The sequence below is a fragment of the Bacteroides sp. D22 genome (assembly GCF_000163675.1).
Classification (GTDB): domain Bacteria; phylum Bacteroidota; class Bacteroidia; order Bacteroidales; family Bacteroidaceae; genus Bacteroides; species Bacteroides xylanisolvens.
In genome coordinates this window covers 37,485-60,602 of sequence record NZ_GG774802.1, presented here as the reverse complement: position 1 = coordinate 60,602, position 23,118 = coordinate 37,485, and the positions used below count along the sequence as shown (strand labels likewise).

Genomic DNA, 23,118 nt, shown 5'->3' with positions numbered 1-23,118 from the left:
CTNTNTTTTTTGTAGCTCTCTCATTAATTCATCTACAATATATGCATCGCTCATGAGATATAGATCTCCAAGTCGGTGGACAATGCGCTGGTAGCTTTCGCTATTATAAAATATATCAAGTGCCTGTAGACTGGAAATATGCAGACGGGTAGCAAGAAGTTCTACAATGCTGTAATATTTGCCTTGCATTACAATATCAGCATTGGGGATTTCTTTTGAGAGAGATGGGAAAGGCAAAAGTATAGCATCCACAAAATGTAAGTGTTCATCAATTACTTTTTGGTTCGTAATACAAATTTGATTGTTAGGCTCTTGATGAATCAAACGTGACAACGCTTCTTCACGAGTGTAATCACCACGCATATAAAGGTCAATAGTACGTATCACACGGTCATCTGCTATACCGCCTTCTATTATGTCATAATCCTGCCATATAACATTCCCTTGTCGACATGCTACAACAAAATCCAGCCAATGTGCATCGTAAGTGGTAAAGTGCAAATAATGAAAAGAAGAGTTACGGCAGGCATCTATATCCAATGAATAAATATTGAGCCATACACTTTTTTCATGGCGAATATCAGCTGTGCGAAGAGCCCAACGAATAGCCTGATCCTTTAAATCAGTAAGATAAAAGCCCACTCCGAAATCAAGATTTGGTCGGCATACTCCAGCTAATGGTTGTTCTACACGGTAAGTAGAACCATGATAAACAGTTAACATGACTTATCTCCTTTTTGCTGTGTCGAAACTTGAAAAGGACGATAATCTTTCGGTAACCATTGTGGATCACGATGATAGATATATTCTAATAAAGAATCTACTATGTAGGCTTTGCCTTGGGTATGCAAAGTATCATAAAAAGCATTTATATAGCCGTCTATAGCACCTAATTCTTTTAGTTTATTATATACATCCGCACTATAGCGTCCTAACCGTTCAGCTGTATTCTCTATACAATAGATAATAAACTCTAATTGTTTTTCTTTGAGGGTCATATTATTTTCTCCTTTCTTATCTTAATCCATTAGCGAAAAAGATTAATATTAGCAAAGATAGAAAAGTTCCTTCTTTCTTCCAATTAATTAGTATAGTATATCACGTTTCCTTATGGAATATTAAATCAAAATCAATATACTTTCATTATAGTTTTATAGCTTTTTCTTCTTTCACCAATTTCCTCCATCTTTGAAATGCCCTCATCAGCGTTTCTTCCTGTACCAGTCCTACCATTTCGTAGTGCTCTACGAATTGTTCTATTGACTTTTTAAACATCACTCCTTTATTGAACTTATTTTCCAATAGAAAGGAGTATAATTCCGCTTTCATCTCCGTTTCTATTTCCTTTTCTATAATCAATGCACTATCGTTTCCGATATAGTTATAGACTTCCGGATTCTTCCCATTACGCGGTTTGGGCAGTACAAAGCAAATATTTCCAATTTCTTTCCATGAAGTATTTTGCGGATGAGGGACAGATAGTTGATGAAGGAAGTGATAAACTGGAGTAATGTGGGAGAGATGGATAGGGATAAGTCGTTTGGAAGAAGAAGGAGAGGAGGAATGAGACTGGTTCTCTGGATCGGGTTCTAAACTTTGTCGATATCGGACATACATATATCCAGCCAAATATGGCTTGATATTAATTGTAACTGTAACCATGGGATTTTTTTTAAGTTTGTAATAAAAAAGTATGTATATACAGCCCCTTAGACTGTGAATTCCGTTTGGTTTATTGAGAATATTCCCATGGTTATCGGGACGGAATTCTTCTTTTTATAATAAATTGATATACAGTGTATTATAGATACTGTTTTTTGGTTTAAAACCAAGGAGCCGTTCCTTTTAAAGGAACGACCTGTTTCTCACCGAGGAACGCCTTGTTCCTTTTAAAGAAACGGATGGCTCCTTAAAATCCGGGAACAAAACTAGGTGTAATATTCTGATCTTTCAAAACGCATAGTTGAAATACCACAAGTAATATGTAAATATAAATAACCACCCTTACACATCGTTTGTTTTGCGCGTGTATAAACGTTTAGTATGTCACAAAAGATAATTGAATAAGTTGAATAATAATTTAACAATGTTTATCCGATAAGTCCTTTTTATAGTTATCTAACCCTCATTTTAGTGATTTATAGAACTATTTTGGACGAAACTTCGGAATCCATGTGCAATTTCAGAACGTTTTACTTTAATATATATTTATTTTGTAATTTCGCATCCGATAATCATTTTATTAACGCAAGCAAAAGCAAAATATTCAATATACGCATCTGATGAAAATACAATATATAGCAATTCTACTTTTGATATGTTGGGGAAGCATTTTAAAATGTTCGGCCCAAAAGGTAGCAGTAAAAACAAACCTGTTCTACGGTGCATATTCAGGTACTCCTAACTTGGGAGTAGAGTGGGGACTTTCTCCACGTACTATAATAGAACTTGGCGCTGGACTTAACTGGTTTACACCCAATAAAGCATCTTCAAATAAAAAACTGGTGCACTGGCTCGGTACAATGGAATATCGTTATTGGACATGTGAAAGATTTAGCGGACATTTTTGGGGAATACATATAATAGGAACACAATATAACATAGCGGGTCATCACTTGCCACTTTTATTCGGGGATAATTCCAGCCATTACCGATATGAAGGATGGGGAGCAGGAGGAGGCATCTCGTATGGTTATCACTTCCTTCTTAGTAATCGTTGGAGCCTTGAAGCAAATATAGGTGCAGGATATGTGCGGCTACATTATGACAAGTTCCGGTGTGAGACTTGTGGTGAAAAGGTCGGAACAGAAAACCGCAACTATTTTGGACCAACTAAAGCTGCAATCTCACTTATATTTCTTATAAAATAATACAACCATGGCAAAATTAAAATCATTCCTATACCTGTTAATCATATTCCTGACCATTTCTTCTTTATCATACGGAGAAGAAAATCCCAAGAAATGGTATACAGGAATTATACAGCCAACAGCTCTTGAACTACAGCAAGCGGGAGATTCATTACATATTCAAATACTTTACAACTTTGATAATATACAAGTCAGCTCCAATCATTCTATAGAACTGATACCAGTATTGATTGCTGCAAACCATCAGATGGAATTGCCGGAAATATCCATTAAAGGTCGTAAGAACTATCAGAATCTGAAACGTAAACTTGCTTTGATGAATACGCAGGAACGTGCTTTTTACCAGTCAGAAGCTCCATACTCCATATTAAAAGGGTATGGAATGACTGGAAAAGAACAGATTCGGTACTCGTTGATAATTCCATTCGAGCCATGGATGAAGGATGCATATCTGAATGTAAAGAAAGAAGTGATGGGCTGTTGCAGGCCAGGCAGGTTACTATCAGCTATTCCTCTTTTTAGTGCTGTTACTTTGGAGAAACTTCCCGTCCCTTATCAAATCACTCCACATATTAGTTACGTACAGCCAAAAGTTGAACCAGTCAAAAGTCGTGAGATGTCATGTGAAGCATTTCTGGACTTTGTCGTATCAAAAACCGATATTAAACCGGACTATATGAATAATCCGACTGAACTAAAAAAGATATCCTCCATGCTTGCCGAAGTGAAAAATGATACAGCCATTACCATTCGTGGAATATCAGTCATTGGTTATGCTTCACCGGAGGGTGCTGTCCTTTTTAACAAACAGCTTTCCGAAAGACGTGCAAAGGCACTTGTTAATTACCTTCTCCCTCGTTTCCCTTTCTCTAAAGAATTATACAAGGTGGAATATGGTGGCGAAAACTGGGAAGGACTACGTAAAATGGTTGCAGGGTCTGACATGGCAGAAAAGGATGGAATTCTTCATATTATAGATCACATACCAGTTGAAATAAACTACCGAACGAATACCAGTCGCAAGAAATCGTTGATGTTATATAAACAGGGCAATCCTTATCGGTTTATGTTGCGTGAGTATTACCCACATCTGCGTAAAGCGATCTGTAAAATAGAGTACGATGTTCAGAATTTTAATATAGAACAGGCAAAAGTGCTGATTCATAGTCGGCCACAAAATTTGAGCCTAAATGAAATTTATTTGGTCGCTCTAACTTACAAAAATGGTTCACCGGAGTTTATCGAATTATTTGAAACAGCCGTTAGCGTCTTTCCTGATGATAAGATTGCCAATCTGAATGCCGCTTCGGCTGCACTTTCACGTAAAGACACTCTTTTGGCAGAAAAATACTTAAAGAGAGCAGAGACTTCCACACCGGAATACGAAAATGCCGTGGGAGTATTACATCTGCTAAGAGGTGACTATGAACAAGCAAAGTTACATCTAAATAAGGCTGCTGAATCCGGATTGAAACAAGCAAATCTCAATCTGGAGGAATTAGCCAAAAAAGAAGAGAATATCGAATTGATGAGTAAACTAGATTATTGATTTTTTATATATTATAATTATCTTTTTATTTACAACATTTAAACATTTAACAATGATGAAAACAAGAAGTTTTCTATTATCTACATTGGCAGTTTTTATATTTGCCGGCTGTAGTAGTGAAGATGCCCGGGAAGGGAATATTCCGGGTGGTGAACTGGATGGCAAAGCGTATCTGTCGCTTTCGCTGCAAAGTCACACAGCTACTTCAAGAGCAGTGAATGTAGAAGAAAAACCGGGAAGTTCTGGGGAAAGTAAAGCAGGGGCCGTCAAAGTTTTATTATTTGACGAGGATGATGTGTGCCTTGATGTGGCTGATTTTGATGGTTTGACCGTTGGGAATAGCGGAGGAGAATCCGGTGGAACAGGGACCCCGGAAGCTGTAGCTAGCGATGCAAAATTAGTACCAGAGAAAACAAAAAAAGTATTTGTGGTTATCAATCCTTACACCGACGGGAGCAAAGGGTGGAATTTAACTACGGATGCTGTAAAAGGTAAACCTTGGTCTGCAATTAACACTGCTATTGAAGCAGTTATTGCCAACATCGCTACCAATGATAATTTCATGATGGCGAGTGCAGGCGAAGGAGCTGGCATAGAAGGAGCATTGATGGGAGTAACGGTGCATAAGCCGGATGGATATACCCAAGACAAAATAGATGCGGCAAAAAAAGAAGCAAAAGACCATCCTGCAGAAATCTCTGTGGATCGATTGAGTGCAAAAGTAGAACTTGCGGTTAAGGATCCTTTTTCTACAAAACCTGACGGTGCCAAATTTACTTTTGGCGGTTGGGAATTAAGCGTTACCAATAAAAGTGTGAAACTGTATAGCGAACTTATCACTTACGATAATGCCACGCCTGGAGCGGTTTATCGTCGGGATAAGAACTATTTAAAGAGCGAACAACCTGATATTAGTGATAATAGTACTATGGAAACTAATATGGATGCAGCTTTCAATTATCTAAAAAATATAGATAGCGAAAGTGAGGAGATGCCTGCTGTTGCACAGAGTAAGGGAACAAGTCTGTATTGTCTTGAAAATACAATGGAAGCTAAGGCACAACAATTAGGATTCACTACCAAGGTGGTAGTAAAGGCACAGTACACTCCTAATAGTTTGACTGAAAATAGTAGCTATTTTTCTTGGAAAGGAAACTATTATACATTAGAACAGCTTAAAACTGAATATAAAAACACTCCTAGTGGCGGACTAAAAACAGACTTACCTATATTCTTAAAGAAAGCAAAGCTCGTGGCTGGAGATGCCGATCAAAGCACTATAGACAATTTTATTACAAACCTTCAAGCGAACGGACTTACTGCGAAAACTGGTATCATCGGACGTTTTTGTGCCGTGCGTTACTATCATGAATCTGTTTGCTATTACGATGTCCTGATCCGTCACGATCAGAATGTAACCGAAAAGATGGCTTTAGGCCGATACGGAGTAGTGCGCAATAACTGGTATCACCTTGACCTTCAGAGCGTGAGCGGTCCCGGAACACCGTGGATTCCCGATCCGTCTGACCCTGATCCCACTAATCCTACACCTCCGGGAACTGATGATGACGAATCAGATGCTTACCTTTCTGTAAAAATCACTATCAATCCATGGACTTACTGGACACAAGGTGTTGATTTGCATTGATAAATGGGAATTAAAAGACACATAAAGAAATACAAAATAATCCTTGCCGCTTTTATAGTGGCAGGGATTACCGGTTGCGATGTCCTTCATGACGACCTTGATCAATGTGACCTCTTTCTAAAATTCCGATATGACTATAACATGGCAAATAAAGACTGGTTCGCCGAACAGGTGGAAGAAGTAAAGGTTTTCGTGTTCGATACGCAAGGAAAATATATACAGACACTTACTGATAATGGCCATTCGCTAAAAAGTCCGGACTATTGTATGCTGATACCATATCGTTTGAAAGGCTGTACAGCTGTTGTATGGGCTGGAAAAACGGATAAATTCTATCAGCTTCCGACAATGGATACAGGTGATCCAATAAATAAATTAACGCTGAAATATGAGCCGGAAAACAACATAAGTAACAACCATCTTGATGCATTATGGCATAGCGGTCCTCTATTAATGTTTTCTTCGGAAAATATCAGTAATACGGAAAACGTCAGCTTGGTGCGCAATACTAATGATATAACGATAGGCATTATACGAGGAAATAATCCGGTGGATGCTTCAAAATATGACATACAACTAATAACTGCAAACAATTCTTATGACTATAAAAATAATGTAGGTGAGAGCAGCAAGAATATAATTTACCATCCTTGTTCAGTTGAAGAGAAAGACAGTAAGACCGCCCTACAAACCCGCCTTCATACTCTTAGATTTATTAAGGATGCTGACATGACTTTTTCTATCACCGAAAAAGCGTCAGGAAAAACGATAGACATCGGAGGAAAAACAACTATAAACCTTATTGACTACCTGTTGATGAGCAAACCGGAAATGATGGGCGATCAAGAATACCTCGACCGCAGATACGAATGGGATATCAACATTCGAATCGGAGATAAGGAAGAGAATGGCTACATTGCATTGAGTATAACCATCAATAATTGGACCTACTGGTTCCAACCAACAGATATGTAAATCGTTTTTTGAAGTGGAATTATGGCACGATTAAGGATGAATATAACTATCAACATAAAATTTTCGGCAAATGTCCTTCTTTTAACAATGTTTGCCCTGTTTACTTACTCTTGTACAAAAGAGAACGAAGTAACAGGCGCACGTATTTACGAAGGAGAAAAGATACCGATGAGTATTAAAATGGGGACGCGCAATGATACCACCGACAAAGATGAAGTCATAAATTCCGTACGTGCAATTGTGTTTAATGACAAGAACGAGCTGGTATACAACGACGTTTCTGATGCTTCCATAAATGTCGATGGCACATACACCGCTTCTATAAGAGCGGCACGGGGATATAACAACATTTATATCATCTGCAATGAAACATCGGAGCTTACCGAAAAGCTCTCTGCTATTACACTGGAAAATAAAATAGAAAAAGTGACATTCTCTGCCGTAGGTATCATTGCTCCTCCGCCCATGTATGGAAATGTGATACGTGCCTATGTGGAATCCCGTAGCGACGGAAAAAATGCCACAGTAACAATTAATAATATTAAAATGACGGAATTGCCTGTTAGCGTAACCCGCATGGTATCCCGCATCAGCTTTACAGCTATTAAAAATATAACTAATCCGGATGAAGATTTCAAAGTAACCAAGCTCACTGTTAAAGTATGTCGTATGCCGGTCGCCACTCCTATAGGAGAAGGGCAGGCATATACGGAAGATATTTGGTCGGATGACCTTACTATCCCGGGAACAGGCGAACTCAATAATAATGGTACATATACAATAAATGGAGATAACTACACCATACAAGACGGGATAGATTTTATAACAACTCCCGCTACCTATATTCCCGAACATATATTGTCCGACCCTCAAAATGCATCACACGCAACCTATCTTAAAATCGACGCGCAATGCGTGCTTAAAAACGGAAGTGCGCAAGTATTGAACTGTATCTATCTGCTGAATATCGGTCAGAATCCCCCTAAGAACCATAATCTGACACGAAACAACCATTATCAGATATACGCCACCATTACCGGTATGGGTGCAATGGGATTATATGCGGAAATAGTGGCAATGGAGGAACATGATATTACCATCAACTGGAAACCTATCGACGGGCTGGTCATTGTGAGTGACAAGGCGGCAGATTATGACGCGGTTGCCGATACATCCAGAAATGTGAATATATGGAATGATTTTAGTGTTTATTCGGGTATACTGAAAGCATATCATTCAGAGACGGGATATAAGGATGTCTTGTTCAAATACGGCAGCCTGATAGCCGTGCACAGTGACCCTGATACTGAAGATGGCACAAATTTCGTTCCACCTACCACTGCCGAAGCATTGAACGATGTACTTTGGTATCCCAGTTCATACGATCCCTTAACTATTACAGGATGGAGTAATGTCCCTTACCTGGCTGGCGGTGAAATCTCCGCAGGCAACACCCCTGAACAAGTCAAACAGGGCTTGGGAGATCCATGCAAACTCGCCGGTCTTTCCGAAACCCAAATCAGGGATATGGGAATCGTAGACAATGGGCAGTGGCATATGGCTACACCTGAAGAATATAATCATATTATAGCGGCATCAAATAATGAAGTAAGTTCGTACGGATACCTTTCGTACCATTGGCTGTTATTCCCTCACAACCGATACAGGGATGAATCCGGTGCGTCACGTGGAGACGGTACTACCGGATGTTACTGGAGCAACAACGCCTCTTTCTTTGATTTTTCAGGTACTCCGACGGTGACTGCAAACCTTCGAGCCGATAAGGACAGACGAAACGGATATATGGTTCGTTGCGTCCGCAACGAAATACCGGAAAGCTATATGCGAGTAGGCATTATCATCAGCCCTGATTATCAGGGAACGGAAAGCGGTAAAACAGCTTATTTTGGTATTGATTCGAATATTCCTTACTGGACGGCTACACTTGTCACTTCAGGAACGGATGTGGGAACGGCAACTACCGATGATTTCTCGTTTGAATCCGGAAATGATGCCGTACATACGACACACGGCAGCAATACCCAAAATATCCCTATATATGTCAAACGCAAAGAAAGTACTTCATCCCGTTCGTTTAGGGTAAGGGTGGAAGGTATCGGATTGGACGGACAGACAAAGAGTACACTACTCACAATTTCACAAGCCGGGTATCAGTTACGTGCCAGTTCCGAATTAAGCACTTTGGACGTTTTACCTCAAGAGGGAGGCACTTATAATCTAAATATCAAGCTTACTCCTACAGATGTCCCCATACCTGCGGGAAATTTGTATGTACAAGTTGTTTACAGTGGCGAACAAATAAGTGTCAGTGATAAAGTAGAGACTGCATCGAATACATATAGCTATCCTGTCTCAATAACAATCCCGGCAAACAAAAATCCGAGTCTTATCGGCATTACGGTTTATATCGTTTTAGAGAGAGAGACCGGAGTAGGTATTGCCATTAGCAGTCTGTCTATTGATCAGAAAGGTACCAAATAAGAAAAAGGATGAAAAATATGATGATAAGCAGATATAATATGAGAATAAAAAACAATGATAAGACGTATTTTCGGGCAGTTTGCATTGTTTTGTTTTCACTGGCATTTACAGGGTGTACAAAAGACGGCCTGAATGAGTTCGGTCCGGGAAATGCTACAGGAAAAGTGGTTATGGTTAGTTTGAATGTCAGTCTTCCGCCTATCGAAGAACCAACATCGACAAGTGAATATACTACTGTTAAGCCATTCTTGAGAAATGAAAACAGCTCTGATTCATCCTTCACAGTCGTATTGGAGCGAGAACAACGTGCGGCAACTACCAGAGTTTCCGATGGCACGACAAAATTACACAATCTCTGGCTTTTCCAGTTTAATGAGGATGGTTCCATGAATGGTAATCCCCATAAGTTGAGTGATACGGCGACTGCTATAAATGATATGTTGACAATAGATGTCCCCCTTGTAGTAGCAGAGAATCAAACCTTATACCTGTTAGTCTTAGGCCCCAAACTTGACTATGACATGAGTGGAGTGAGAACTCTTGATGAACTCAAAAAATGGAGCTTTGATTATCTAATAAATGTAGAAGGGCATACCCAATCACTTATCACCGCAGATGATGAAGTGCCGCTTGCCGGAGAAGTGTCGGGTATCACTGTTATGGACATCGACGGAGGTGACCATGGTTTGGTAGAATATAACAAACCGGCCGGCTTTGTGGGAGGTATTGCAATAAAGAAGTTGATGGCACGCATTACGTTCCGTTATAAACTCGAAGTGGAAAATTACAAATTGCAGGGTCTTAAATTACTGAATGTCAACAGCAAAGTGCGGCTCACCAATCCCGAGAAGAATACCGGTACGGATACTTATGTCACGTTTGAGATAGATAAATTTGATACCCCCGATCCCAATGGTTTCTATTCGGCAACGTGGTATGTTGCGCAGAATTGTCAGGGGACGGTAGAAAGCATAGCAAGTGAAAACCAGCGCTATTACAAAGTGGTCAATGGGGTATCATCGGGTAGTGCCCCCATATTGGGTATGCAGATAGAGGCATGGGCATATTCTACCTTGACATCGGCAACTGGCGAGTATGCAATTTACCAAATGTATATCGGAAATAATAATACAAATAACTTCGATGTGGAACCCAATCATTTTTATAATTTGCGTACCACCATTAATGCGGACATAAACTCGGCGAAAAACGACGAGCGAATCAGGGCATACTCTGTCAGCCAGTATGTGGAGTTTCACGCCAGTTATAACGCGGAAGTCATTGGAGGTAAATTCGATGCTACATACAACGCTTCTAGTGAGAAATACGATCTGGATGCAGCTTATGAGGTCCGACCGATAGTTGTCCAGACTCAAGGACGGATGGTGGAAGTGGGTGTATATACAGATAAAAGCTGTACCCAACATCCCACACAGAGTTGGCTTCGCCTGTCTTCTTCTTCCAATTACACAGATGCGTATAATAATGCTAAAGAACCTTTGGATACATATATCAAGGCTAGCACCATACTCCCTACTCAATTGAAGTTTTATCTATATAATGATGAATATATTAATGACGGAGAGGGGAACTTTCCTGATCCCGGTGCAGATGCTACGAAAGGAAAACGATCCTTATATATTAAAGTAACTACCACGACAAATGGAGATGCGGGAGAGGCATTGCAAACTTCACATATATTTCGTTTAGACCAGCGGGCGGCAATTTACCTTGGACGTTTAGGAGGAGAGAGAAACGGGGATGGAAGTTACAATATGGGGTTAGTATACACTAGAATGTCTTCACGAACTACATCCCGGTTATTGGCAGATGTGAATCCGGGAACTATAAGAACTGGCTATGCGAGAATCAAAACGGCAGAATTACTCTATGGAACAGACAATATGGATAATGGTAAAACGGCGACCCGGCATTTGGCGGAAAATACTTACAATCAAAATTGGGTTGACGCTTATGTCCCGATTCCACAGAAAGATGCGTCCGGACATGTGTTATTGTATCAATATCAATACCCTGCCAGTACTTTTAGCGCAAGAGCGTGTTATGACAGAAACAGAGATGAGAACGGGAATGGGATAATTGATGAGGAAGAGTTCAAATGGTATCTTCCCGCGTCAAACCAGTTGTTAGGGCTTTGCGCGGCTGCTCTACCGGGGCTTGGGGGTGGAACCTCGACAACAGAGTTTATAACACCATCCTATAATTATTGTTATTTCTTAACTGCTTCCGGTGGTAAGCTTACGACTCCAGAAAGAACCTCCGGTTCAGATAGATGTGTCAGGGATGTGCCTCCCCCTTCTGATACTCCATATTGACCATAAGAATTTAACAATATAAATTGAAAAAGAAGTATGAATATATTTAGATTAACAGTCATAAAATTTTGTATTGTGTTTTTTATTCCACTAAAAGTATATTCTCAATCGACAGAAATATATACAGATTTAAGAGGGAATAAATATGCGGCAATCAATGATAAAGGAATGGTGAAATACAAGGTGGAGGACCGGAGCAAAAATACCAACTTCCGCAGCTATATTCAGTTATATAAATACGATTCGAATGATAATCCCCAAGAGGAAAAAGATGAAAACGGTAATGATGTCTTTGTATACCGAACGACACGGCATACAGAGAGGCAAAAAGAAGGAGGATGTGACTGGAAGGTGTCCGGTTACTTTCTCGTTTCACCTGATATTGTAAATAGCGAAGGAATAGCAAAAGCACAAACGATGGATTGGGCTACGGCAAACGGATATCTTACTAGTGCCAACAGCAACGTTTATTCGACTCCCAGTTTTGCAGTTACCAGGGGATGTGCCGCATATCGCGGGAAAGATGGTCTGGATGAAACTGGAACTTGGCGGGTACCTACGCGTGGGGAATGTGCATTGATTTTGCTTTTTTATAAAAAAATGGAGGAGACTCAAGAAACAACCGGTTTTCAACCATTCGCTCTTTCCCCCAAAGATCTTACTTATTACTGGTCTGCAACGGAGAAAGGAGGAGATTCTAAAGATGCATGGTCAATGCGATTATATGCTGATGATAAAATGACAGGATACGGGCTAAATACAGGTTACTCCGATAAAGAAAAGAAGGAGTATTATCTCCGTTGCATCCGGGATATTCCATAGAATAGAAATATAAGTTTGCTCATTCATTTACAAAAGATACAAAATAACTGATCAATCAAATGAAAACGATAAAAGCCGAAATATTAATGATTGAAGGAGCGCCGTTTCCTGTCATCAAAGAAATATATGATCCTTCAAATGAAAGGCGTAATGGGAACATTACACCGGAAGCTCCCATTGTTATCACCGGTCACAATCTGGATATGTTGACATGGGAAAGTACCAATCTATATCTTGTCTCTTCCGTCAATGACAGAATGTTGATAGAATGTGGCGATATCCATAAATATTCGGACGATAAGATTTATATGACAGTTCCTGATATTAATGAAGGTGAATATTTCCTGGCACTGATGATTTTGATGAAAGATAAAGAAAGTTTTTTATACATCTTTCCCATATCTTTGGTGGTACAGTTTGCTCAATCGAAATGGCACGACTGACATCCGTATGATAAAAATAACGGCAAACAACATAATTGATAAATAGCAGTCCATGGAAAAGAACCAACCATATAAGCAGGATAAAGTATTCGATAATATATTGGAAACAGAAGAGTTTAACGTCTATACTAAAATAGACGATTTACCTCTTGATGAAAATCCTATGTATCTTGAAGAAGGGATAAATGGGATATGCACGGGAGGAAGTGCGTTATTCAATGTTTTTGGTAATAAACGACGGATTGTTTCCAATGATCTGGTAGTCATTTTCCCTTTTCAGCTGGCTTCTGTCACGGAGATTAGCAGTGACTTTTCAATGACGTTTCTAAAAGTACCCAAAAGCCTGTTTATGGATACAATAAGCGGGATATGTATACCTACGCTTGATTTCTTTTTCTATATGCGGAAAAATTTCAGCACTCCGCTATACGATGAAGAGTGCCAACGTTTCATTCACTTTTGCAATATTTTGATTTTTCGTATCAACTTACCCCGCAACTTATTCAGACGGGAGTCTATCATGCAGTTATTACGTGTTTTCTACTGGGATATATATGTGGCTTATAAAAGAAATCCGAAAGCTGCCGAATTAGTAAAATACACCCGTAAGGAAAAACTTTTATTCGACTTTTTTTGTTTGGTGATCGAATTTCATACCGTAAGTCGGGATGTTGCGTTTTATGCGAAAAAGATGTGTGTGTCCGCCAAGCATCTTACAATGGTAATTACAGATATGAGCGGTCGTTCGGCAAAAGACTGGATTATAGATTACTCCCTTCTTGAAATAAAGGCTCTTTTACGGGATTCTGACCTTGAAATAAAAGAAGTGGCCTCACGCACGAACTTCCAGTCGAACTCTGTTATGACAAGATTCTTTCGTGAACATACCGGTATGACTCCGTCTGAATACAGGGAGAGAATTTACGTTAAAAATGAATTTGAGTTATAATTAGTTGAGTTATATATGAAATACCGCCTGTGAAGGTCGTCTATTGTTTGTTTTGTTTGTGTGGTGCACCTTCTTCCGAGAGTAGGAAAGGAGGTGCACCTTTTTTTATAGCTAAAAAAAGAATAGATTAAAATGTGGAATAAATAGCTTAAAATGCTATATTTGCAAAATAGTCGCATTTTTAATATATTGGAGTATGATTTTAGAGTTTAAATTTAGAAATTTCAGATCAGCTAAGGATTGGCAGATATTAAGTTTTGAAGCCTCTGCAGATAAGGTTTCAGAAGAATATTACTGTACCACTATCAACGATACGAAAGTATTAAAACTCGGTATCCTCTATGGAGCTAATGCTTCAGGAAAGACTAACGTGTTGCTAGCACTTGACTTCATACGAAAAATAGCCATTTCTCCTAAGATAAACAAGATGCAGCCTATCGGGTTTACTCCGTTTCTCTTGGATGATACGACAAAGAAAGAATGTGGAGTATTTGAATTGACTTTTTTTGTAAACAATATGAAGCATCTCTATTATCTTGAAGTAGATAATAGTGCTGTCCTAAAAGAAACACTTAAATATTATCCCGGTAAGCAACCAGCCGAAATTTTCTCCCGAGAGACCATTAATGGAATCACTCATATCCGATTAGGAAGCAAAGTCAAACTCAATGTGGCCGAGCAGGAAAAGTTGCAGGTAAATACGCTTAGTAATATGAGTGTTGTTTCAGCTTATGCTACAGCTAACTTTATGTTTCCTGAATTAGAACGTGTCTATAACTATTTCTTGAAGCAGTGGTTACCTATACTCTTGCCCAAAACGGATTTGAAAACATGGACAACAGGAGAAATGGAAGCAGAGAAGGAGAATAAATCCTTTTTATTAGATTTACTGCACCGTGCAGATTTTAATATATCCGGTTTTGATGTTCAACAAAATGAGAAAAATAAAAAAGATACGGATTTGATATTTGAACATACGATTGTAGCCAATGGAACATCTTCTGTTCATTACCTGCCTGATATACTTGAATCAGCAGGAACAGTGCGCTATTATGGTTTGGGAACTATTCTGAATATATTGCTTGAAAGAAATGCTATCATACCTGTTGATGAACTTGAGAATTCGCTGCATCCGGATTTATTTGCCCATTTCATCAACTTATTTTTGGTTAATTCGACTTATTCGCAGCTGATTTTCAGTACGCATAATCTCCAATCATTAGACACCGAGGATTTACGTAAAGATGTAGTCTGGTTTACAGAAAAAAAGGATGATGGTTCAACAGACCTGTTTTCACTTGATGACTTCAATATCCGCAATGGCGTTTCGTTTCTCAATGCATATAATGCAGGGAAATTTGGCGCCAAACCAACGCTGGGCGGTATTTTTATTTCTAAAAAACGATAAGTATGGCACGCGAAAAAAGAATAAAAGAAATATCTCCATTGATATAAACAATCCGCACACTTCATATTCAAGGGTATTTGAAGTGTTTGAAGAACTATTACAGAAGAGATAGATAAACTATCGTTTCAATTCTATCTGACAAATTAAATAGCTTAATTTAATTTGAGTCAGGAAAATACAGTGAGTACAAAACAGAATGTTTTTCGTCTTATCTATAAGTAAAAATATAGACTGGAATGAAAAGCCGACTGAAACAACGAATATTTGCACTTTCTCTATTAGCATGGACAGCCGTATGCCCTGCCGATGCACAGCAAACACGCTCGCTTCGCGATCAATTCTTAAGTCCTTCCGATGAAGCAAAACCCTGGACTTTTTGGTATTGGATGTATGGTGCCGTGTCTAAAGAAGGGATTACAGCCGATTTGGAGGCAATGAAACGTGCCGGATTAGGAGGTACTTATCTGATGCCGATTAAAGGTATTCATGAAGGCGCCCAATACGATGGCAAGGCGCAGCAGCTAACTCCCGAATGGTGGGAGATGGTGCGTTTCAGCATGGAAGAAGCAGATCGTTTGGGACTGAAATTGGGAATGCACATCTGTGATGGTTTCGCATTGGCGGGAGGCTCTTGGATTACTCCTGAAGAATCTATGCAGAAAGTGGTTTGGAGCGATACGATTGTAAACGGAGGAAAGTTGATGGCTATTTGCTTGCCACAACCGGAAGCCTATGAAAACTATTATGAAGATATTGCATTATTCGCTTTGCCGGTAAAAGACGCAGCGGACGAGATGCAGGCAAAAATTACCTATGTCAATCTAGCCACGACAGGAAATATAAAAGCACCTCAAACAGTGAATATGGATGCGGCGGGAGTGATCCGTTCTTCATATCCCTGCTATATCCAGTATGAATACGAACAACCCTTCACTTGCCGGAACATCGAAATCGTTTTAAATGGTAATAATTATCAGGCACACCGCTTGAAAGTAATGGCCAGTGATGATGGAGTGAATTATCGTTTGGTTAAGCAGTTGGTCCCTGCCCGTCAGGGATGGCAGAATACGGATGAGAACTCAACTCATAGTATTCCTCCGACTACTGCCCGTTTCTTCCGTTTCTACTGGGCTTCTGAAGGGAGCGAACCGGGAAGTGAAGATATGGATGCTGCCAAATGGAAGCCCAATCTGAAAATAAAAGAATTACGCCTGCACCGGGAAGCCCGTCTGAACCAATGGGAAGGAAAAGTCGGACTGGTATGGCGTGTTGCTCAAGCGACTAAAGAAGAGGAAGTCGGGAAACAGGATTGCTATTCACTTTCACAAGTCATCAATCTAACAAAGCGATATACCGGTCATTCGAATGGAAAAACATTGACCGCCACTCTCCCCAAAGGAAAATGGAAATTACTTCGCATGGGACATACAGCTACCGGGCATACCAATGCGACAGCGGGAGGTGGAAAAGGATTGGAATGTGATAAGTTTAACCCGAAAACGGTACGGAAGCAATTCGATAACTGGTTTGCGCAGGCATTTGTAAAGACCAATCCCGAAATAGCTCGTCGCGTACTGAAATATATGCATGTCGACAGTTGGGAATGTGGCAGCCAAAACTGGAATAAACGTTTCGCTATTGAATTTCAGAAACGTCGTGGCTACGATTTGATGCCTTATCTACCTCTATTGGCAGGTATTCCGATGGAAAGTGTCGAACAAAGTGAAAAGATTCTGCGAGACGTACGTACTACCATATCAGAACTCATCGTAGATGTGTTCTATCAGGTATTGGCGGACTGTGCGAAAGAATATGATTGCCAGTTCTCGGCAGAATGTGTAGCTCCGACGATGGTAAGCGATGGTCTACTACATTATCAAAAAGTAGATCTTCCAATGGGCGAATTTTGGTTGAACAGTCCCACACATGACAAACCGAATGATATGCTCGACGCTATTAGCGGAGCGCATATCTACGGAAAGAATATTATTCAGGCTGAAGGATTCACCGAAGTGCGTGGCACGTGGGATGAATACCCCGGAATGTTGAAAGCCTTGTTGGATCGTAATTACGCATTAGGAATCAATCGCCTTTTCTACCATGTATATGTACATAATCCCTGGCTGGACCGCAAGCCCGGCATGACATTGGATGGCATCGGACTATTCTTCCAAAGGGATCAGACCTGGTGGGATAAAGGGGCAAAAGCCTTTTCCGAATATGCTACCCGTTGCCAGTCGTTGTTGCAATATGGACATCCGGTAACAGACATCGCAGTCTTTACAGGTGAAGAAGTGCCGAGACGTTCGATATTACCGGAACGATTGGTTCCCTCTCTGCCGGGAATCTTCGGTGCGGAACGAGTGGAAAGTGAACGCATCCGTCTGGCCAATGAGGGACAGCCTTTACGTGTACGCCCGGTAGGTGTTACTCATTCAGCTAACATGGCTGATCCGGAGAAATGGGTGAATCCGCTTCGTGGATATGCATACGATAGTTTTAATAAAGATGCAATCCTTCGTTTGGCGAAAGCAGAAAACGGACGAATAACGTTGCCGGGTGGAGCAAGTTATAAAGTGTTGGTACTACCTCTTTCGCGTCCTATGAATCCCGAACCTGTATTGTCATCGGAAGTGCAGAAGAAAATCAATGAACTAAAAGAAGCTGGCATTTTGGTGCCTTCTTTACCTTATACAGAAGAAGATTTTTCCGTGTATGGCTTGGAACGTGACATGATCGTGCCGGAAGATATCGCCTGGACACATCGTCGTGGCGAACTTGGTGAACTCTATTTCGTAGCCAATCAAAAGAACGAAACACGCACGTTTACTGCAAGTATGCGTATTAACGGTAAGAAACCGGAATGTTGGAACCCGGTGACGGGTGAGATGAATATTCATCCTTCCTATCGTATCAATGGAAACCGGACGGAAGTTACTCTCACATTGGCTCCTAACGAGTCCGTATTCATCGTATATCCTGTGGAGGGAGTACATGAAGGCTATGGAGAATCCTCTCTCCAACTGCAAAAGGAGAAAAAAGATATAGCCAAAGCCCCTTTAAACATAGCTTTGGAAGCAAAGGAATATGCTATAACTTTTGCAGCTAACCAAAAAACGCTCACACGAAAAAAACTCTTCGACTGGAGCCAAGAATCGGATGAACAGATACGTTATTATTCGGGGACAGCGACCTATAAAACCACTTTTCGCTGGAAAAATAAACCGAATAAAGACCAACAGATTTATCTGAATCTGGGAACAGTTTATAATTTGGCAACTGTTCGTGTGAATGGTGTAGATTGTGGCACAATCTGGACAGCTCCTTATCGTGCAGATATTACAGGTGCCTTGAAAAAAGGAATTAATGAGCTTGAAATAGAGGTTACAAATACATGGGCGAATGCACTGGCAGGAGCTGATGAAGGAAAAGCGCCGTTTGATGGCATTTGGACTAATGCAAAATATCGCAGGGCAGAGAAAACGCTGCTTCCGGCAGGATTACTCGGACCTTTGAGTTTTTCTACCACAGAATAAAATAGATTTTTAAGGCACGGATTACGCGGATTACACGGTTTATGAGAATCGTATTACATAAAGTAACAGCGCAATCCATGTAATCCGTGCCCAATTCATTATAATATAGCTAAAGTATGAAAAGTTCAATTATTAAAACAGGTGCAATGTTGGCAGGTTTTCTGCTTGCTGCCTGCCTGTCAACACACGCAGAAGTAAAGCTACCGGCTATTTTTTCTGATGGCATGGTGATGCAGCAACAGACCAATGCAAACCTTTGGGGGACGGCGACTCCTTATAAAAAAGTAACAGTGACCACTAGTTGGAATGGAAAACAATATGCAGCAACAGCAGATAAAAATGGGGCATGGAAACTGACAGTAGCTACTCCCGAAGCGGGAGGTCCTTATACTGTGACCTTTGATGATGGAACCCAAAAGACACTGAATAATATTCTGATAGGCGAACTTTGGCTTTGTTCCGGACAAAGTAATATGGAAATGCCGATGAAAGGATTCAAAAACCAACCGGTAGAAAATGCCAATATGGACATTCTTCACAGCAAGAATCCACAAATCCGTCTGTTTACGGTGAAACGTACTTCTACATTCACTCCGCAGAATGACGTTATCGGTTCCTGGAAAGAAGCCAATCCGGTTAGTGTCCGTGATTTCAGTGCAACAGCCTATTATTTCGGGAGACTGGTAAATGAAATATTAGATGTTCCGGTCGGATTAGTTGTAGCAGCCTGGGGTGGTTCCGCCTGTGAAGCATGGATGACGGCAGACTGGCTGAAAGCCTTTCCGGAAGCGAAGATTCCTCAAACGGAAGCCGACATAAAATCTAAAAACCGTACTCCGACCGTGCTTTATAACGGTATGTTACATCCGTTAATCGGTATGACCATGAAAGGAGTGATTTGGTATCAGGGCGAAGATAACTGGAATCGTGCCCATACGTATGCTGATATGTTTACCCGATTGATTAACGGTTGGCGTGCCGAATGGAAACAGGGGGATTTTCCTTTCTATTATTGCCAGATAGCTCCGTATGATTACGGGATTATTACCGAAAAAGGAAAGGAAGTGATAAATTCGGCATATCTCCGGGAGGCACAGGCAAAAGTAGAACATCGTGTAGCTAACAGCGGTATGGCTGTATTATTGGATGCAGGAATGGAAAAAGGTATCCATCCCGCAAAGAAACAGGTTGCAGGCGAACGCCTGGCACTTTTGGCTTTAACTAAAACGTATGGAGTGGAAGGCGTGAATGGCGAAAGTCCTTATTATAAAAGCATTGAAATAAAGAACGACACCGTAGTTGTCAGCTTCGAACGTGCCAATATGTGGATTAGCGGCAAGAACTGTTTCGAATCGAAAAACTTTCAGGTAGCCGGCGAAGATAAAGTTTTTTACCCGGCCAAAGCATGGATAGAACGTAGTAAGATGCTAGTGAAAAGCGATAAAGTGCCGCACCCGGTAGCTGTTCGATATTGTTTTGAAAACTATGTGGAAGGAGATGTATATTGCGACGGATTGCCTTTAGGGTCTTTTCGTTCAGATGATTGGTAATCGCAAATAAACAAGGTAAAATATGAAAAATATATGAAGAGATTTTATCTGATTATAACCATACTGTTTGTTGGCGTGTCGGCTCTTTGGAGTCAGCATGCCAATGTCATTTGGAATACTCCCAGTCATAATTCTTCTGAATCTATGCCCTGTGGCGGTGGAGATATCGGGATGAATATATGGGTAGAAGACGGTGATGTTATGTTCTATGTGAGCCGTAGCGGCACATTCGACGAAAAAAACTGCCAGTTAAAACAAGGGCGTGTACGTCTCCGCCTGTCGCCCAATCCTTTCAAAGACGCTAAAGATTTTCGTCAGGAGTTGAAGCTGAAAGACGGATATGTAGAAATCGCGGCAGGAAACACACAGATACAATTTTGGGTAGATGTTTTTCATCCGATTATACATGTAGAGGTAACAAATGAACAACCGTTGCAGACTGAAGTCTTTTATGAAAATTGGCGCTATCAGGAACGACCTGTCAGAAAAGGAGAGGGGCAACAGTGTTCCTACAAATGGGCTCCCCCGAAAGGTACTGTGACGGAGGCCGACTTTATTTCTTTAGACAAAATTACTGATTCAACAGGAAAGGCTGAAATAAATAGGACTTCAATAAAGAGGAACCAACTTCTGTTTTATCATCGCAATCCCGAACAGACCGTTTTTGATGTAGTTGTAGCTCAACAAGGAATGAACGAAGTAAAATCTCAAATGATGAATCCTTTGAAAAACTTGACTTTTGGAGGAACTCTTTTGGGTGAAAACTTAGAATTTGCAGGCACTGCGGATGATGTATATGCCGGAACAGACTATCGTGCTTGGAAATTCCGTTCTTCCAAAGCAGCCCGGAAAGAACATATCTGTATTGTGTTACATACAGACCAGACAGAAACAATAGAAGAATGGGAGCAGGGACTACAAACTGCTTTACAAAGAATAGCCCCCAAAGGTAAAGTTTCATTGAAAACTATCATACAGGATAAAAAACAGACCCGTTCGTGGTGGAATTCCTTTTGGCAACGCAGTTTTATCGAAGCAGAAGGGGAAGCAAAAGAAATAACCAGAAACTACACCCTTTTCCGCTATATGCTGGGATGCAATGCTTATGGCAGCGTACCGACTAAATTTAATGGCGGACTATTTACCTTTGATCCTTGCCATGTCGATGAAAAACAATCTTTTACTCCCGACTACCGGAAATGGGGAGGTGGTACGATGACTGCACAGAATCAACGTTTAGTATACTGGCCGATGCTGAAAAGCGGAGACTTTGATATGATGCCTTCCCAGTTTGATTTTTATAACCGCATGTTGAAAAATGCAGAACTGCGAAGCCGTATATATTGGCAACATGATGGAGCCTGCTTTAGCGAGCAGATCGAAAATTTCGGTTTGCCGAACCCCGCAGAATATGGTTTCAAACGACCGGACTGGTTCGACAAAGGATTGGAATATAATGCCTGGCTGGAATATGAATGGGATACGGTTCTTGAATTCTGCCAAATGATATTGGAAACAAAGAACTATGCAAATGCTGATATTACCCCTTATTTACCTCTGATCGAAAGTTCGCTGACATTCTTCGACGAACATTACCGGCAACTAGCTTCCCGCCGGGGACGGAAAGCGTTGGATGGCAACGGACATCTGATTCTTTTCCCGGGTTCTGCTTGTGAAACATATAAAATGACCAATAACGCAAGCAGCACCATCGCCGCCCTGAAAGTGGTATTAGAAACATACGGAGAGAAAGAGGAGATGCTAAAAGCAATACCTCCGATTCCATTGCGATACATAGAAATAAAAGATACGTTGAATCCGACTATTGCTCCGGTCTTGAAGCAAACAATTTCGCCCGCCGTAAGTTGGGAACGAATTAATAATGTTGAAACGCCACAACTTTATCCAGTGTTTCCATGGCGTATTTATGGAGTAGGAAAGGAGGATCTGGATATAGCCCGTAATACCTACTTTTATGACCCGGATGCCATCAAGTTCCGTTCGCATACCGGATGGAAACAAGATAATATATGGGCTGCCTGTTTAGGCCTGACCGAAGAAGCAAAGAAACTATCTTTAGCCAAATTATCGAATGGACCGCATCGTTTCCCCGCATTTTGGGGACCGGGATATGATTGGACACCCGATCACAACTGGGGAGGTAGCGGCATGATAGGACTTCAGGAAATGCTATTGCAAACCAATGGAGAACAAATACTCCTTTTCCCGGCATGGCCGAAAGAATGGAACGTACATTTCAAACTTCATGCTCCGGGCGAAACAACAGTAGAAGCCACTCTCAAAAACGGAAAAGTGACGGACTTGAAAGTTTTACCGGAAAGTAGAAAAAAGGATATTGTTATAATGATTGAAAAGGAAAAATGATAATTTTGCGGAGTGCCCTGAAAAGGCTTAATTATATAGCGTAGGGCAACGCCCTACGTAAAAACGACAATCTGAATTTGCGCCCTGAAAGGGCATAATTGTATACAGTTCCGCCCTTTCAGGGCTTGTGGCTGGTGTGCTTTTT

At 40.7% G+C, this 23,118-nt stretch carries 16 protein-coding genes; 13 read left to right on the top strand and 3 right to left on the bottom strand.

Annotated elements, in window-relative coordinates; translation table 11 throughout:
- From HMPREF0106_RS15880 to HMPREF0106_RS15890, 3 genes are all read right to left on the bottom strand, one after another.
- On the bottom strand, positions 1-723 hold a 723-nt coding region (locus HMPREF0106_RS15880), incomplete at its 3' end, for a DUF3990 domain-containing protein (RefSeq protein ID WP_083787899.1).
- A complete protein-coding gene (locus HMPREF0106_RS15885) occupies positions 717-998 on the bottom strand; it encodes a DUF3791 domain-containing protein (RefSeq protein ID WP_008775716.1) in 282 nt (93 codons plus the stop codon). The genes HMPREF0106_RS15880 and HMPREF0106_RS15885, both read right to left, overlap by 7 nt.
- 145 nt (positions 999-1,143) lie before the next feature.
- Positions 1,144-1,662: a hypothetical protein gene (locus HMPREF0106_RS15890; RefSeq protein ID WP_008775715.1), complete on the bottom strand. Its 519-nt coding sequence runs from the start codon at positions 1,660-1,662 to the stop codon at positions 1,144-1,146.
- A 620-nt stretch (positions 1,663-2,282) separates the two neighbouring features.
- Here HMPREF0106_RS15890 and HMPREF0106_RS15895 point away from each other — a divergent pair.
- The 13 genes from HMPREF0106_RS15895 (at position 2,283) to HMPREF0106_RS15955 (ending at position 22,973) form a co-directional block, all read left to right on the top strand.
- Positions 2,283-2,870, top strand: a complete 588-nt coding sequence (locus tag HMPREF0106_RS15895; protein WP_009039598.1) for a DUF3575 domain-containing protein — start codon at positions 2,283-2,285, stop codon at positions 2,868-2,870.
- Between the two features lie 7 nt (positions 2,871-2,877).
- On the top strand, positions 2,878-4,419 hold the full coding sequence (locus HMPREF0106_RS15900; RefSeq protein ID WP_009039597.1) for a DUF3868 domain-containing protein: 1,542 nt from the start codon (positions 2,878-2,880) through the stop codon (positions 4,417-4,419).
- A gap of 55 nt (positions 4,420-4,474) precedes the next feature.
- A complete protein-coding gene (locus tag HMPREF0106_RS15905; RefSeq protein WP_008640323.1) occupies positions 4,475-6,067 on the top strand; it encodes an Mfa1 family fimbria major subunit in 1,593 nt (530 codons plus the stop codon).
- Between the two features lie 3 nt (positions 6,068-6,070).
- Complete coding sequence (locus HMPREF0106_RS15910) at positions 6,071-7,042, top strand: FimB/Mfa2 family fimbrial subunit (RefSeq protein WP_008640321.1); 972 nt, start codon at positions 6,071-6,073, stop codon at positions 7,040-7,042.
- A 21-nt stretch (positions 7,043-7,063) separates the two neighbouring features.
- Positions 7,064-9,544, top strand: a complete 2,481-nt coding sequence (locus HMPREF0106_RS15915; RefSeq protein ID WP_008775709.1) for a fimbrial protein — start codon at positions 7,064-7,066, stop codon at positions 9,542-9,544.
- Positions 9,545-9,582: 38 nt separating this feature from the next.
- Complete coding sequence (locus HMPREF0106_RS15920; RefSeq protein WP_032851232.1) at positions 9,583-11,880, top strand: DUF4906 domain-containing protein; 2,298 nt, start codon at positions 9,583-9,585, stop codon at positions 11,878-11,880.
- A gap of 36 nt (positions 11,881-11,916) precedes the next feature.
- Positions 11,917-12,702, top strand: a complete 786-nt coding sequence (locus HMPREF0106_RS15925; RefSeq protein WP_004310751.1) for a DUF1566 domain-containing protein — start codon at positions 11,917-11,919, stop codon at positions 12,700-12,702.
- A gap of 59 nt (positions 12,703-12,761) precedes the next feature.
- On the top strand, positions 12,762-13,145 hold the full coding sequence (locus tag HMPREF0106_RS15930) for a DUF4469 domain-containing protein (RefSeq protein WP_004310750.1): 384 nt from the start codon (positions 12,762-12,764) through the stop codon (positions 13,143-13,145).
- Between the two features lie 52 nt (positions 13,146-13,197).
- Complete coding sequence (locus HMPREF0106_RS15935) at positions 13,198-14,094, top strand: AraC family transcriptional regulator (RefSeq protein WP_009039594.1); 897 nt, start codon at positions 13,198-13,200, stop codon at positions 14,092-14,094.
- A gap of 196 nt (positions 14,095-14,290) precedes the next feature.
- The gene (locus HMPREF0106_RS15940) at positions 14,291-15,502 is read left to right on the top strand and encodes an AAA family ATPase (RefSeq protein ID WP_009039593.1); all 1,212 of its coding nucleotides are present in this window, start codon (positions 14,291-14,293) and stop codon (positions 15,500-15,502) included.
- A 236-nt stretch (positions 15,503-15,738) separates the two neighbouring features.
- Positions 15,739-19,038: a glycosyl hydrolase gene (locus tag HMPREF0106_RS15945; protein ID WP_009039592.1), complete on the top strand. Its 3,300-nt coding sequence runs from the start codon at positions 15,739-15,741 to the stop codon at positions 19,036-19,038.
- Between the two features lie 116 nt (positions 19,039-19,154).
- On the top strand, positions 19,155-20,588 hold the full coding sequence (locus HMPREF0106_RS15950; protein ID WP_008640309.1) for a sialate O-acetylesterase: 1,434 nt from the start codon (positions 19,155-19,157) through the stop codon (positions 20,586-20,588).
- Positions 20,589-20,621: 33 nt separating this feature from the next.
- Positions 20,622-22,973 (top strand): DUF5703 domain-containing protein, encoded by a 2,352-nt coding sequence (locus HMPREF0106_RS15955; RefSeq protein WP_009039591.1) that lies wholly within the window; start codon positions 20,622-20,624, stop codon positions 22,971-22,973.
- The last annotated feature ends 145 nt before the right edge of the window (positions 22,974-23,118 follow it).